Source organism: Microbulbifer mixtoriginis (SeqCode) (assembly GCF_052467515.1).
On sequence record NZ_CP174314.1, the window covers coordinates 4,176,252 to 4,189,747 of the forward strand.

General features: G+C 55.1%; 13 protein-coding genes. 7 read left to right on the forward strand and 6 right to left on the reverse strand.

Annotated elements, in window-relative coordinates; translation table 11 throughout:
- Nucleotides 1-95: 95 nt before the first annotated feature.
- Nucleotides 96-461 carry a cupin domain-containing protein gene (locus ACJJIT_RS18035; RefSeq protein ID WP_252084261.1) on the reverse strand — a complete coding sequence of 122 codons (366 nt, stop codon included), beginning with the start codon at nt 459-461 and terminating at the stop codon, nt 96-98.
- A 45-nt stretch (nt 462-506) separates the two neighbouring features.
- Nucleotides 507-1,001 carry a DUF523 domain-containing protein gene (locus ACJJIT_RS18040; RefSeq protein ID WP_444883556.1) on the reverse strand — a complete coding sequence of 165 codons (495 nt, stop codon included), beginning with the start codon at nt 999-1,001 and terminating at the stop codon, nt 507-509.
- Between the two features lie 173 nt (nt 1,002-1,174).
- On the opposite strand from ACJJIT_RS18040, the gene ACJJIT_RS18045 reads away from it, so the two are divergent.
- The gene (locus tag ACJJIT_RS18045) at nt 1,175-2,092 is read left to right on the forward strand and encodes a polysaccharide deacetylase family protein (protein WP_444899239.1); all 918 of its coding nucleotides are present in this window, start codon (nt 1,175-1,177) and stop codon (nt 2,090-2,092) included.
- 44 nt (nt 2,093-2,136) lie between these two features.
- Here ACJJIT_RS18045 and panD read toward each other — a convergent pair whose 3' ends face one another.
- Together panD and panC are read right to left on the reverse strand one after the other, a co-directional pair.
- Nucleotides 2,137-2,523, reverse strand: a complete 387-nt coding sequence (gene panD / locus ACJJIT_RS18050; RefSeq protein WP_252084259.1) for an aspartate 1-decarboxylase — start codon at nt 2,521-2,523, stop codon at nt 2,137-2,139.
- Nucleotides 2,524-2,536: 13 nt separating this feature from the next.
- Complete coding sequence (gene panC, locus ACJJIT_RS18055) at nt 2,537-3,385, reverse strand: pantoate--beta-alanine ligase (protein ID WP_444885947.1); 849 nt, start codon at nt 3,383-3,385, stop codon at nt 2,537-2,539.
- A 304-nt stretch (nt 3,386-3,689) separates the two neighbouring features.
- Here panC and ACJJIT_RS18060 point away from each other — a divergent pair, with 304 nt between their 5' ends.
- The 6 genes from ACJJIT_RS18060 (at nt 3,690) to ACJJIT_RS18085 (ending at nt 10,810) form a co-directional block, all read left to right on the forward strand.
- Nucleotides 3,690-4,376 carry a DUF6515 family protein gene (locus ACJJIT_RS18060; protein ID WP_444883554.1) on the forward strand — a complete coding sequence of 229 codons (687 nt, stop codon included), beginning with the start codon at nt 3,690-3,692 and terminating at the stop codon, nt 4,374-4,376.
- Between the two features lie 232 nt (nt 4,377-4,608).
- The gene (gene speA / locus ACJJIT_RS18065) at nt 4,609-6,531 is read left to right on the forward strand and encodes a biosynthetic arginine decarboxylase (protein WP_444885946.1); all 1,923 of its coding nucleotides are present in this window, start codon (nt 4,609-4,611) and stop codon (nt 6,529-6,531) included.
- A gap of 70 nt (nt 6,532-6,601) precedes the next feature.
- Entirely contained in the window at nt 6,602-7,795 is a 1,194-nt protein-coding gene (locus ACJJIT_RS18070) for a saccharopine dehydrogenase family protein (RefSeq protein ID WP_444887836.1), read from the forward strand.
- A gap of 72 nt (nt 7,796-7,867) precedes the next feature.
- On the forward strand, nt 7,868-9,061 hold the full coding sequence (gene nspC / locus ACJJIT_RS18075) for a carboxynorspermidine decarboxylase (protein WP_444899240.1): 1,194 nt from the start codon (nt 7,868-7,870) through the stop codon (nt 9,059-9,061).
- Nucleotides 9,062-9,122: 61 nt separating this feature from the next.
- The gene (speB, locus tag ACJJIT_RS18080; RefSeq protein WP_444891520.1) at nt 9,123-9,995 is read left to right on the forward strand and encodes an agmatinase; all 873 of its coding nucleotides are present in this window, start codon (nt 9,123-9,125) and stop codon (nt 9,993-9,995) included.
- A gap of 110 nt (nt 9,996-10,105) precedes the next feature.
- Complete coding sequence (locus ACJJIT_RS18085) at nt 10,106-10,810, forward strand: DUF6515 family protein (protein WP_444899241.1); 705 nt, start codon at nt 10,106-10,108, stop codon at nt 10,808-10,810.
- On the opposite strand, the gene ACJJIT_RS18090 is transcribed toward ACJJIT_RS18085, so the two are convergent.
- Nucleotides 10,800-11,891 carry a winged helix-turn-helix domain-containing protein gene (locus tag ACJJIT_RS18090; protein WP_444899242.1) on the reverse strand — a complete coding sequence of 364 codons (1,092 nt, stop codon included), beginning with the start codon at nt 11,889-11,891 and terminating at the stop codon, nt 10,800-10,802. The two genes, ACJJIT_RS18085 and ACJJIT_RS18090, sit on opposite strands and share 11 nt — an antisense overlap.
- A 69-nt stretch (nt 11,892-11,960) precedes the next feature.
- Nucleotides 11,961-13,403 (reverse strand): replicative DNA helicase, encoded by a 1,443-nt coding sequence (dnaB, locus tag ACJJIT_RS18095; protein ID WP_444899243.1) that lies wholly within the window; start codon nt 13,401-13,403, stop codon nt 11,961-11,963.
- Nucleotides 13,404-13,496 lie beyond the last annotated feature (93 nt).

Consider the following 13,496-nt stretch of genomic DNA (forward strand, 5'->3'; position numbering starts at 1 on the left):
TCCTCACCCACTGGGGACGGCTAAAACAACAAGGGGCCAGAAGGTTGACTAACAACAGAAAATTATCGATTAAGCCCTGGGCAATTTACCGGATATTAAATCCAGATATTATTATCCGCGGTCAGTTCACCTCCGGCATCACCAGTATTCACAACGCCTCTGGGCTCAACCAGTAAAATCTCGCACTCCTGTTCAGCCCTTGGCTTGTGCTCCACGCCTTTGGGCACCACAGCCATCTCCCCAGGACCCAAACAGATAGTATTATCGCGAAACTCAATTTCCATTTGTCCTGAGACAACGATAAAAACCTCATCCGTATCGGGATGATCATGCCAGGTAAACTCTCCTTGTATCTTTACCAGCTTGAACTGGTAATCATTCATCTCCGCGATGACCTTAGGAGACCAATGGTCCGAGAACTTTGCTAGCTTTTCTCTAAAATTAATGACTTTATAGCGCATTTCTAATCCTTTCCTCCTAAGCAAGAAAGCACTTATTAATTAAAACTATATCAAACGTGAGATCTCAACTAAGTCTCTGAGGCTTCCAACAGTATGCTGACTAAAAACCAACACCCCCGATTCACTTAGACGGGCAGCCACTATTCCAATCCCTTTTTTCTTCACTCCTGAAAAACTGCCATCGTAAATAAAATTCGAACCACAGGATGGGCTGTTTTCTGTAAGCACCGCAAACTTGATATCCTGATTTCGACACAAGCTCAGGGCTACGTCCGCTCCCCATATAAATTGATCTGTCAGATCCTTATGATCAATTCCTATAACTCTGGCCGTGCCCGCTAAAACCTCAGATCCACTACCGCCGAAAATCTCTGCCGGAGCCCTGGGTATAGGCAATCCGGCTGCAACTTCCGGACACAGAGGAACGACATCCTGGGTTTCTATAAGCCAATCAAAATCGCTGTTATGGACCCCAACATCACTACCGTTATAACGCACGGCACACCCCAGGAGACAAGAACTCACTAGTATTTTGGTCATATACACCTGCGGTCAAAATGGACACAATAGAAAATAATGCTTAAAGGTCACTTAGATTACACGAGCATAAAGGTTGCCCAGCAAGTAAATTAAGATAGAAAGTCGGAAAAGTAAGACAAATAAATCCAGGTTAAGCGAACGCCCCCTAAACAAATCCATTAGAGAAATAAATCATGCTGCGCTCTATACTGATTTTGATTATCTGCCTGTTCACAATTCCTGTAGCTAATGCCAAACAATTGGCGATTACGCTTGACGATGCCCCCCGCAAAGCCGATGGCTACTTTGACGGACCAACTCGAGCAAAAACACTAATTGAGAACCTGGAAAAGCACAAAATTGGACAAGTAGCCTTCTTTGCCACCACACAATCACTGAATCAGGAAGGCCTAGAGAGAATAGGTACATACAACAAGGCCGGGCATACTATTGGCAATCACACCCATAGCCATCCCAACTTTCTTGAGACAGAGCTATCCGTCTATCAGTCGGATTTTTTACAAGCCCATCATCTACTGCAACAATTTGACAATTTTAGACCCTATTTCCGCTTTCCCTACCTGCGCGAGGGAGAAACTATCGAAAAACGGGATGGCATGCGAAATCTATTACAGAAAAATAATTACCAAAATGCCTATATCACCTTAAATAATTACGACTGGTATATCGAAGAGCTTTTCCAAGCGGCGGTGAAAGTCGGAAAACCGGTTGATATGGAGAGACTCTCAAAGTTTTATGTCGACGTTCTTATGGCGAGTATTAATTACTATGACGATATGGCGAGCAAATATCTTGGGCGTTCACCCAAACACGTCCTACTGTTACACGAAATGGACATTACGGCGTTGTTTATTGGCGATTTAGCTCGTCGCCTGCAGCGGGAAGGCTGGGAAATAATTTCTTTGCAGGAGGCCTATCAAGATCCCATCGCCAAATACCAACTCGACCAACCGATTAAATACAATCCTGGCAGAATCGGCGAAATCGCCCTTACTAAAGGGCAAAAGAAAAATCTCTGGCATTACACCCTGGATGAGTCCTACCTGGAAAAGAGGTTCAATCAGGAAGTGTTATTGATGTCTGATCACTAAATGGCAGGGATGCTACAGGGCACAAAGCCCTGTAACGGAGAGAATCAGGCTTCAGCGAGCTGAACCGGAATGGTATTAGTGCTGCGCTCTACCTTGTTGCTTTCATCCAGGTAGACCAGCTTGGGCTTGTGGCTATCGGCCTCTGCCTCTGTCATCTGGGCATAGGAAGCGATAATAATACGATCGCCAACTTGTACACGGCGGGCAGCGGCACCATTCATGGAGATAATACCGGAGCCGCGCTCGGCCAGAATCACATAGGTGTGAAAGCGCTCACCGTTGCTCACGTTGTAAATATCGATTTTTTCGAATTCGCGCAGACCGGCCAGCTCTACCAGATCTTCATCAATTGCGCAGGAGCCGTCATACCAGAGTTCGGCCTGGGTCACCGCGGCCATATGCAGTTTGCACTTCAACATTTCAATTTGCATGGTTGGATGCCCCTCAGAGTTCCAGGGATACGTTGTCGATCAGGCGCGCGGCACTGGTGTACATCGCCCCCAGAATCGTAATTTGTTTATCGTCATCAGCCGCCGGCTGTAAGTCCTTGCTGTAGCAAATGGAGAAATAGTCGACGCGGAAGCCAGTGACTTCGATACGCTGGCGCGCCTCTTTTTCCAGGTCGGCAAAATCCCGGCGCCCACCCACGATTTCATCTTTAACCCAATTCAGTGACTGGTTGAGCACCGCCACCTTGGGGCGCTCATCGGCAGTGATATAGCCATTGCGCGAGCTCAGAGCCAGACCGTCGCTCTCGCGGTGTACCGGCGCAGCAATGATTTCCACCGGAATACACAGGTCCTCGGCCATACGGCGAATCACCGCCAATTGCTGGAAGTCCTTGATGCCAAATACGGCCTTGTCCGGCTGCACAATATTAAACAGCTTGGAGACTACCGTCGTCACCCCTTCAAAGTGACCGGGGCGACTCGCGCCACAAAGCACATCGGTCATGGCCGGGCAAACCACGCGGGTCTGCTGGTCCATACCGTTGGGATAAATCTCGTTCTCATCCGGGTGGAACAGGAAATCGCACTCGGCTTCGCGCAACCGGGCCATATCCCGCTCCATAGTGCGCGGATATTTGTCCCAATCCTCATTCAGGCCAAACTGCAGGCGGTTGACGAAGATCGATACCACTACTAGGTCGCAGTGCTGCTGGGCCAACTTGACCAGCTCGATATGGGCGTCATGCAGATTGCCCATGGTGGGCACGAAGCCCACGGTCTTGCCGTCTGCTCGGGCTTTGGCCAGCGCCTCGCGCAGGCTGGCTACGTGGTGGAAGACTTGCATCTCTCTACCGCTCACTATGTATCAGCGCGGCATCATACTCGCTGAGACGAGGCGTCTCAACTTAGCAAAAGTGCCGCTATCCCCAGGTTTTTCCCACGACATCTCTGATAGCTCACAGACCACTGTCTAGGTCATATCAGCCGGATTCCAAGTCACTTACAAATTATCCCACCACACCTCCCCCGCCTCAGATTATCGAGCAGAGTTCAGGAAGTGTTCATACCCGCCAGGGCAAACTGCCCGCCAAGATCCACAAACGACTTTAAACGACATCAAAGAGCCATCCGTGCTCGGGAGCGCTGCCATGAGACACCTCACTACTGCCATCGCCGCCGCGGGCCTATTGCTCCTGGCAACCCCTGCCATATCCGAAGTACATAGGGGACACCAGCGGGCAATGGACCAGGATCACCACGGACAGGGAAGAGCCCATCGCGAGCAGCGTCACATGGAACGCGACAGACATCATAATCGCAAGCACGAGAGAGAACATCGTAGAGAAGAGCGCAGACAGCGCAAGGAAGCACGCAGAGAGCGTAGAGAGGAGCGCAGACATCGCCGAGAAGTCCGCCACGCTTACAAAGATGGTTACTCCGATGGCTATAGCCGCGGCCACCGCACAGGCCACCGGCACGAGCACCGCGCGGTGCACAGACCCCATTATCGCCGTGGCCACCATGGGCATCGTCCTCGCTGGCGCCCAGCACATTACGGCTACGGCTACAGCTGGCGCCACCTACCGCAAAATTTTGTCAGTATCAGCATCGGCGCCACCGGCTTCTACTATAGCGAAGGTATTTTCTACCGCCCGGCTTCTCACGGCTATGTGGTAACCCGTCCGCCCCACGGCGCCATCGTGCATAGCCTACCGGCCTCGGCCCTGACAGTGGTTGTCGGTGGTTACAACTACTACGTAGCCTACGACACCTATTACCGCTGGGATGACCGACGACGCGGCTACCGCGTTGTGCCCAATCCCGGACTATTTTAACCGCCCTATTCCATCCCCCCAAGCTTCAGCGGTCTTCGGACCGCTTTTTTATTTCGCGGCTAAATTTCCACAACAATTCCTCATCGTAAAGCGCGCTGAAGCCAGAAAAAAACCGAATAAATATTTAGTTTTTTACAGGGAAAAAAATCAACGTTTTTTTATCTATAGTTATTGCTTTCCAGCACTGCTGGGCCCAAGATTCGCGCCCGCCACAGATCAACGGAAAGGCGCCATGAAACAGCAACAAGTAAAAAACTGGACCTGCGACGATTCTGCCGAACTTTACGGCATCCGCAACTGGGGCGCCGGCTATTTCGATTTAAATGAAGACGGTGAAGTTTCGGTCCTGGTCGAGGGTCCCAACGGGGAATCCCAAAGTGTCTCTCTGATGGAAATCGCCCGCGGCGCCACCGAGCGCGGCTTGGGCATGCCCCTACTACTGCGCATTGAAAATCTGCTCGATGCACAGATCGCCCGCATTAATGAATCCTTTGCCCGCGCCATTGAGGATTGCGGCTACGGCAATGTTTTTCGCGGGGTCTTCCCGATCAAAGTCAACCAGCAATGCCAGGTGATCGAGGAGATCGCCAGCGCAGGCCGCCGTTTTAACCACGGCCTGGAGGCTGGCAGCAAGGCGGAGCTGATCGCTGCACTGTCCATTCTGGACAACACCGAATCTCTGATCATCTGTAACGGCTACAAGGACGAGGAATTTATCAACCTCGGCCTGCAGGCGCAGCGCCTGGGTGTACAGATTTTCTTCGTAGTAGAAACGCCCTCGGAAGTGGAAACCATCATCCGCTGCGCAGAGCGCGAGCAGGTGCGCCCCAATATCGGCGCGCGGGTGAAACTCGCCTCCAAGGTGGGCGGCTACTGGAACGCCACCAGTGGCGACCGCAGCATTTTCGGCCTGGGCAGTAACGACCTGATTGCCATGGTCGACCAGCTGCGCAGCCACAATATGCTCGACTGCCTCAAGCTGCTGCACTACCACCTGGGCTCGCAGGTACCGAATATTCGCGATATTCGCACCGGAGTGTTGGAAGCTTGCCGCTATTACGCCGATCTGGTGGAAGAAGGCGCTCCCATGGGCTATCTGGACTTGGGCGGTGGCCTGGCGGTGGACTACGACGGCACCAAGACCAACTACACCCACTCCAAGAACTATTCCCTCGACGAGTACTGCGTGGATGTCGTGGAAGCCATTATGGGGACTCTCGACAGTGAAGGGGTTGCCCACCCGGTGATTATCACCGAGTCCGGCCGCGCTACCGTGGCCTACTCCTCTGTGCTTTTGTTCGATGTGCTCGACACCACTCGCTTCGAACCGGTGGAACTGGAGCACACCAAGATCAGCGACGGCGACCACCAGATGTTGCTCAATCTGCAGGATGCGGTGAGTAGCATCACCCCCAAAAACCTGCAGGAGAGCTACAACGACGCCCTTTATTATCGCGACGAGGTGCGCTCTTTGTACCTACACGGCCAGGTGAGCCTGCGCGAGCGCGCCAATGCGGAGAACCTGTTCCTGCAGGGTGCCCAAGAGATTCGCGCACTCCTCGACGAAGCCGAAGTAATACCCGCTGACCTGCAGGCCCTGCCAGAGGTGCTGTCGGATATCTACTACGCCAATGTGAGCGTCTTCCAGTCGATCCCGGATATGTGGGCCATCGACCAGGTATTCCCGCTACTGCCGATCCATCGCCTGGATGAGGCGCCGACCCGCTCGGGTATCATCGCCGACATCACTTGCGACTGCGACGGTAAGATCGACCGCTTTATCGGTCGCGAGAAGGAGCAGAAAACCCTGCCCCTGCACGAACTGAAAGACGGCGAGGACTATATCCTCGGCACCTTCCTGGTGGGGGCCTACCAGGAAACTCTGGGCGATTTGCACAACCTGTTTGGCGATACCAACGTGGTGAGTGTACGTATCCAGGAGGACGGCAGTATCGACTTCAGCCATGAGATTCACGGCGACAGTATTTCCGACGTGCTGAGTTACGTAGAATATCAACCCAAAGAACTGTTCGAGCGTTTCCGCCGCCTGGCGGAGCGCGCTGTGAAACAGGGGTTAATCACCGCTGCCCAGCGCAAGCAGATTCTGCATACCTATACCGCCAGCATGAGCGGTTACACCTACTTCGAAAAGTAAGTTTAAAAAATAAGGCGGCAAGCCTTTAAGAAGATAGCGGCGGCCAACGCCGCAGACTAAGGAGATCTTTATGGCCAACGTACTGATCATCGGCGCCGGCGGCGTCGGCCAGGTAGTTGCGCACAAGTGCGCACAAGTTCCTGAAGTATTTGAAAACATCACTCTCGCCAGCCGCACCAAGAGCAAGTGCGACAAGATCGCGGAGATGTTGCCGCGGAAAATTGATACCGCCGAAGTCGATGCGGATAATGTACCCGAACTGGTCAAGCTGATCGAAAAAGTGAAGCCGGACATGATCATCAATGTGGCCCTGCCCTACCAGGACCTGCACATCATGGATGCCTGCCTGGAAACCGGCGTGCACTACCTGGACACCGCCAACTACGAGCCGCCGGAAGAGGCCAAGTTCGAGTACAAGTGGCAGTGGGCCTACCAGGAGAAGTTCGAGAAAGCCGGCCTGATGGCCCTGCTGGGCAGCGGTTTTGACCCCGGCGTGACCAGTGTATTTACCGCCTACGCCAAGAAGCACCACTTCGATCGTATCCACACCTTGGATATTCTCGACTGCAACGCCGGCGACCACGGCCTGCCTTTCGCCACCAACTTCAACCCGGAAATCAATATCCGCGAGATTACCGCCAACGGCCGCTATTGGGAAAATGGCCAGTGGGTAACCACCAAGCCGATGGAAGAGAAGCGTGTCTTCAACTTCCCCGAAGGCATCGGCGACAAAGACATCTACCTGCTGTACCACGAAGAGCTGGAATCCCTGTCCAAGCACTTCCCAGAAATCGAGCGCGCGCGCTTCTGGATGACTTTTGGTGAAAGCTACCTGAAGCATCTCGAAGTACTGCAAAACGTCGGTATGACCGGCATCGAACCGGTACAGTTCCAAGGCCAGGAAATTGTGCCCATTCAGTTCCTCAAGGCGATGCTGCCAGACCCCGCCAGCCTGGGCCCGCTAACCAAAGGCAAGACCTGCATCGGCAACATTATCCGCGGCAGCAAAGACGGCGAAGAGAAGATCTACTACGTCTACAACACCTGCGATCACCAGGATTGCTACAAAGAGGTACAGTCCCAGGCCATCTCCTACACCACTGGAGTACCGGCAATGATCGGCGCCAAGATGATGCTGGAAGGCAAGTGGATGAAGCCCGGCGTGTGGAACATGGAGCAGATGGACCCGGATCCCTTTATGGACGACCTGAACAAGTACGGCCTGCCCTGGCAGGAAACCTGGTTGGATAAGCCCTTCCAGTAATTCCGCACTTTTCCATACCCCTCGGGATGGGCCCTGGCGCCCATCCCGCGCAGCAGGATAAAGAAGCTCCCTATGGATCTCACTCCCCGCCTAGACTACTTCGGACACTTTGACCCCTACCGCGTACCCTCTCCCTGTTTCGTGGTCGATGAAATCGCCTTGCGCGACAACCTGGCACTACTGGCCGATGTGCAGAAACGCAGTGGCGCCAAAGTATTGGCCGCATTGAAAGCGTTCTCCATGTTCAGCACCGGTCCAATTGTTGCTGAATATCTGTCGGGCACCTGTGCCAGTGGCCTGTTTGAGGCGAAACTCGGCTTTGAAGAGTACGGCGGGCGCGACCAGGGCAAGGAAGTCCATGTTTTCAGTGCCGGCTATAAAGAAGATGAACTACGCGAAATTCTGCAGTTCGCCCACCACGTGATCTTCAACTCTTTTTCCCAGTGGAAACGCTACCGGGAACTGTGCCTGGATATGCAGAAGCAGCGCCCGGAACTGCGCTTTGGCCTGCGTATTAACCCAGAGCACTCCGAAGGCCACACCGACCTCTACGACCCCTGTGCGCCCTGCTCACGGCTCGGTATCGTGCGTTCACTGTTTGACGATGAGTCGCTGGAGGGCATTAGCGGCCTGCACTTCCACACCTTGTGCGAACAGGACTTTAAACCGCTGGAGCGCACCATCGCTGCCGTGGAAGAGAAATTTGGCGACCTGATCCCGCAGATGGAGTGGATCAATTTTGGCGGTGGCCACCATATCACCCGCCGCGATTACCAGGTCGACGAGCTGATTGCCGCCGTGCGCAATTTTTCTGAAAAATATGATGTGCAGGTTTACCTGGAGCCCGGTGAGGCCATTTCCCTGTTCGCTGGTATCCTGGTGACAGAAGTGGTGGATACCGCCTGGAATGGTCAGAACCAGGCCATACTCGACGCCTCCGCCACCTGCCATATGCCGGATGTTCTGGAAATGCCCTACCGCCCGGGAATCACCGGTGCCGCGCGCCCCGGCGAGCTGCCCCACACCTACCGCCTGGGCGGGCAGAGCTGTCTGGCCGGGGACAGCATTGGCGAATACAGCTTCCACAACCCCCTCAAGGTAGGTGAGCGCTTGGTATTCGAGGAGATGGCCTACTACACCATGGTGAAAACCAACACCTTCAATGGCATCCCCCTGCCCTCCATCGCCCTGTGGAACTCAGAGACCGACGACCTGAAAATCATCAAGAGCTTCGGTTACGACGACTTCAAAGAGCGCCTCTCCTGATAGCCCCAACAAGATAGTGATGCGGCGGGCAGTACAATCCCCGCCGCCAGAGGATACGTAGATGCAGCCAGAAAACGATTACCCGATCTTCCTGGGCTCCGAAATTGAGCAACCCAAGCCCGAGGACGCCTTCTTTCATATCATCCCCATCCCCTATGAGGAGACTGTTTCCTACGGTGGCGGCACTGGCAAGGGCCCGGCCTCCATCCTCGAGGCCTCCTGGCAGCTGGAAACTTTCGACAACTTCTCCTCACCCTGCGAGCTAGGTATCTACACCCGCCCGCCTGTCTCGGTCTCCGACGCTGCAGAGCAGGTAATGGACAATATCGCCGCAGCAACTCAAGAAGTGTTGGCACTGGGTAAGATGCCAGTGGGCATCGGCGGCGAACACTCGGTGACCTGGGGCATTATTAAAGGCCTGCTGGATGCCGGTGAAACCGACTTCGGTGTGGTTCAGATCGACGCCCATGCCGACCTGCGCGACCGCTATGAAGGCCACAAGCACAGTCACGCCAGCGTGATGCGCCTGGTGGTAGAGGCCGGCGTGCCCTTGTTCCAGTTGGGGATTCGCGCCTACTGCGAAGAAGAGATGCAGGCGCGCAAGGATTACAACGTCGGCTATCTGGACGCCCATCAGCTAGTGCCCAACAACGTGCAGGAATTCCAGCTGCCGGAAAACTTCCCCAAGAAAGTCTTCTTTACTCTGGATGTAGATGGCATGGACCCTTCGGTGTTTCCCTCTACCGGCACTCCAGTACCCGGCGGTCTGGGCTGGTACCAGACCCTCAACCTGTTCGAATCCGTGGCGCGTCAACGCCAGATTATCGGTTTTGACGTACTGGAATTCGCGCCGATTGACGGCTTCCACGCCTATGATTTCGCCGCAGCCCAGCTGATGTACAAGCTGATGGGCATTATCCAGCGCAACCGCTGAGCGAGATTTCACTCTTCAGCGCTTTGACAATTCTTAACCAATTAACCTGTCATTGCTGTCAGATTAAGGGTTAGTATGTCGATGTGAGTAATCACTTCGCTGGAGAGACTGTGAATAAGCTGAATCTAGTTCTTGGCGCCAGTGCCTTCATTGCACTGGCGGCTTTTGCCTTTAGTCCATCTGCGGACGCCCGTGGCTACGATCGCTGGGGGGAGCACCGCCATCATCATCGCCACGGTCACTACCATGGCGGCAGCCGCATTTCCATTGGCTTTATCGCCCCGATACTACCCACCAATCATGTACGGGTTGCCGTTGGCGGGCGTCCCTATTACTACCACGGCGGACACTTCTACCGTCATGGCCCAAGGGGTTACGTCGTCGTGAATGCGCCGCTGGGCGCTTCAGTGGTAACACTGCCAAGCCGAGCCGTGCCGGTACAAGTGGGCGGCGTAACCTACTACCAGTACGCCGATGCCTATTACCAGTGGGTACCGGCTACCCGCACTTATGTGGTAGTAGCGCCTCCAGCACCGGTGGCGGTCGTTCCAGCTCCGGCACCAGTGGTTACGGTTCCAGCACCAGTCGCTGCAACTCCGGCGCCTACTCAAGCTCCAACCGCGGCACCGGCGACAGTCCCCGCAACCCCGGATCCTGGCCCAGAAGGTTTCCAGCCCGGTCAGGTCCTGGAGACGCTGCCCAAAGGCTACGCGGCTGAAGTGATCAATGGCATCCAATACTACCGCTATGGCGGCAACTACTTTATGCAGACCCAACGCGATGGCCAGGAAGTCTATGTGGTGGTCAAGCTGTAAGCGCCGCCGCACTTTCCAGCCCGTGAAAGCGGGCGAACTGACCCAAGGCCCGGTGAAAGCTCGCCTCCAGCGAGACACCGGGCTTTTCCAACCAGTGCAGAGTCTCGATACGCAGTGCTCCCGCATCCCGATCGGCCTTCAAGTCCACCAACCCCACAAAACGATCGCCGTATAAAATCGGCAGACAGAAGTAGCCATAGCGGCGCTTGGCTGCAGGGACATAGCACTCCAACTGGTATTCAAATTCAAATAGCCGGCTCAGGCGCTTGCGCTGTAGTATCAGTGGATCGAAAGGCGATAACAGCCGCACCTTGCGCGCTGGCCGCGCCGGACTCTGCTCCAGCTGCTCTGTCAGCATCAACTCTTTGCCATGAGAAGTCAGCTCACCAGTGGCAAGCATATTTTCGATGGCCCGTTGAATCAGGGGCTTGTCTTCACGACGTAGATAGGCGACTTCCTCAGGGCGGCCAATGCCCTGGCAACCGAGAAAAGTGCGTACCAGGTGACTGCCGTATTCCAGTTCGGTAGCGGCGCTGATCGACGTATTTGCAGGCAACACCCGCTCGGGGAGATCAAAGACCTTTTGAAAACCCTCTCGGTGGCTGACCATCAGCTCACCCTCGTGAAATAGCTGCTCCAGCGCTTTCTTTTCATCGGACCACTCCCACCAACCGCTTTTGGTGCGTACAAAATCACTGGCCCGCAATGGTCCCTCAGCGCCTACCCGATCCAGCACATAGCGGCACAGTTTGGCATTCTTCTCATACCAGTGGCGCTGCCCAGAGCGGATACGATCCATACGCACCCGAGCATAGGGGTAGTGTTCCATCGACATATAGGCGGCGGCGTGGGACCAGTATTCGAAAATTTGGCGGCGCTGTTCCGCTTCGGCTAAGTCTGGCTCACGGTAACGGGGCAAACGGTTGTACAGCTGGTGGTGGTGTGCACGGGTAATGCGCTGAATGGCATCCAGTTGCAGCGCGCCGAGATGCGCTACTAAGGCGGGGAGCCCCTCCTTCCAGGGGCTGTGGATAAACTGACGCTCCAGCACCAGTGCGCGGACCTGTTGCTCTGACAACATGGTATCACCCTCCTTGTATTTGCTGAGCAGCAGTTACCAGTCAGGTTTCAGAGACTGGCACCTAGCGATCTACTCGCCCTGATAATATTCCGGTGCCAGGTTATCGAAGCGCGTATATTTACCGATAAATGCCGCGCGACAGGTGCCTATCTCACCGTTACGCTGTTTACCGATAATCAGCTCTGCCAGCCCCTTATCCGGGCTGTCCTCGTTGTAGTACTCATCGCGATAGATAAACAAAATCACGTCGGCATCCTGCTCGATCGCCCCGGATTCCCGCAGGTCCGAGTTCATCGGCCGCTTATTGGGGCGCTGCTCCACACCGCGGTTGAGCTGCGACAGGGCGACTACCGGGCAGTCGTATTCTTTCGCCAATGCCTTGAGAGAGCGCGAGATTTCGGAAATTTCCTGGGTGCGGCCCTCAGTAGAGCCCTTCACCTGCATCAGCTGCAGGTAGTCCACCATAATCATCGCCGGCAGGCTCTTGGCCTCGGCATCCTCGCGACTCATACGCGGATTTTCGCGCATCAACTTATTGGTGTGATCGCGCACGGTGCGCTTGGTGCGCGCGCGCACCTCACTGGGGCTGAGCGCAGGCGTATCGTCGATATACAGGGCTTTGCCCTTCATTTTTTGTACGGCGCTGGAAAGTTTGGGCCAATCCTCTTCCTGCAGCTTGCCATTGCGGATACGACCCTGGTCGATACGACCGATTGAGGACAGCATCCGCATTACCAGGCTGTCAGACGGCATTTCCATACTGAAGACCAGGGTCGGGCGCTCCTGGCTGAGCATGGCGCTCTCGATAAAATTCAGTGCCAGCGCGGTCTTACCCATAGAAGGACGTGCTGCAAGGATCACCAGTTCCCCAGGCTGCCAGCCGGAGGTGCGCTGATCCAATTCGGTCAGGCCGGTACTGAGGCCGGTGATATCGCCTTCAGTTTTAAACAGCTCATCGATGCGCTCGACGGTTTTCTTTAGCAGGCTATCCACACCGACGAAACCGCCCTCTTTGGCGCGTCCCTCGGCAATTTCCGCCACACGGCGCTCAGCCATCTGCAGCAGATCGGCGGAGGCCAGGCCACCGGGATTGAAACTGGTACGGCTGATTTCACCGGCGGCGGCAATCAGCTGGCGCAACATGGAACGTTCGCGCACTATCTTGGCATAGGCGACAATATTCGCCGCGGAGGGAGTGTTCTCGGCCAGTTCCGCCAGATAGGCCGGACCGCCCACCTCGCCGAGGAGGTCGCGACTGGCGAGGCCTTCGGCGAGAGTAACGATATCCAGCGGCTGCTCACCATTGCTCAGCTCACCCATTACCGCGAAGATCTTGCGGTGACTGGCGCTGAAGAAGTCCTCTTCACTTAGCTGCTCGGCAACCGCATCGATGCGGCCCGGATCCAACATCAGGCCCCCCAGCACCGATTGTTCCGCCTCTACCGAATGCGGCAGGGGTGAACTCTCTTCACTGTGGATTTCTTCTTCGGGGGTAGCGTATTCGTCGATCATGGGGCTTTACTGGATACCAGAAACAAAACAGGCGCTGACCCGGTAGGGTGCAGCGCCCGATTGTAGCGCGGCTGGCGCCTGTGGCACCAACTG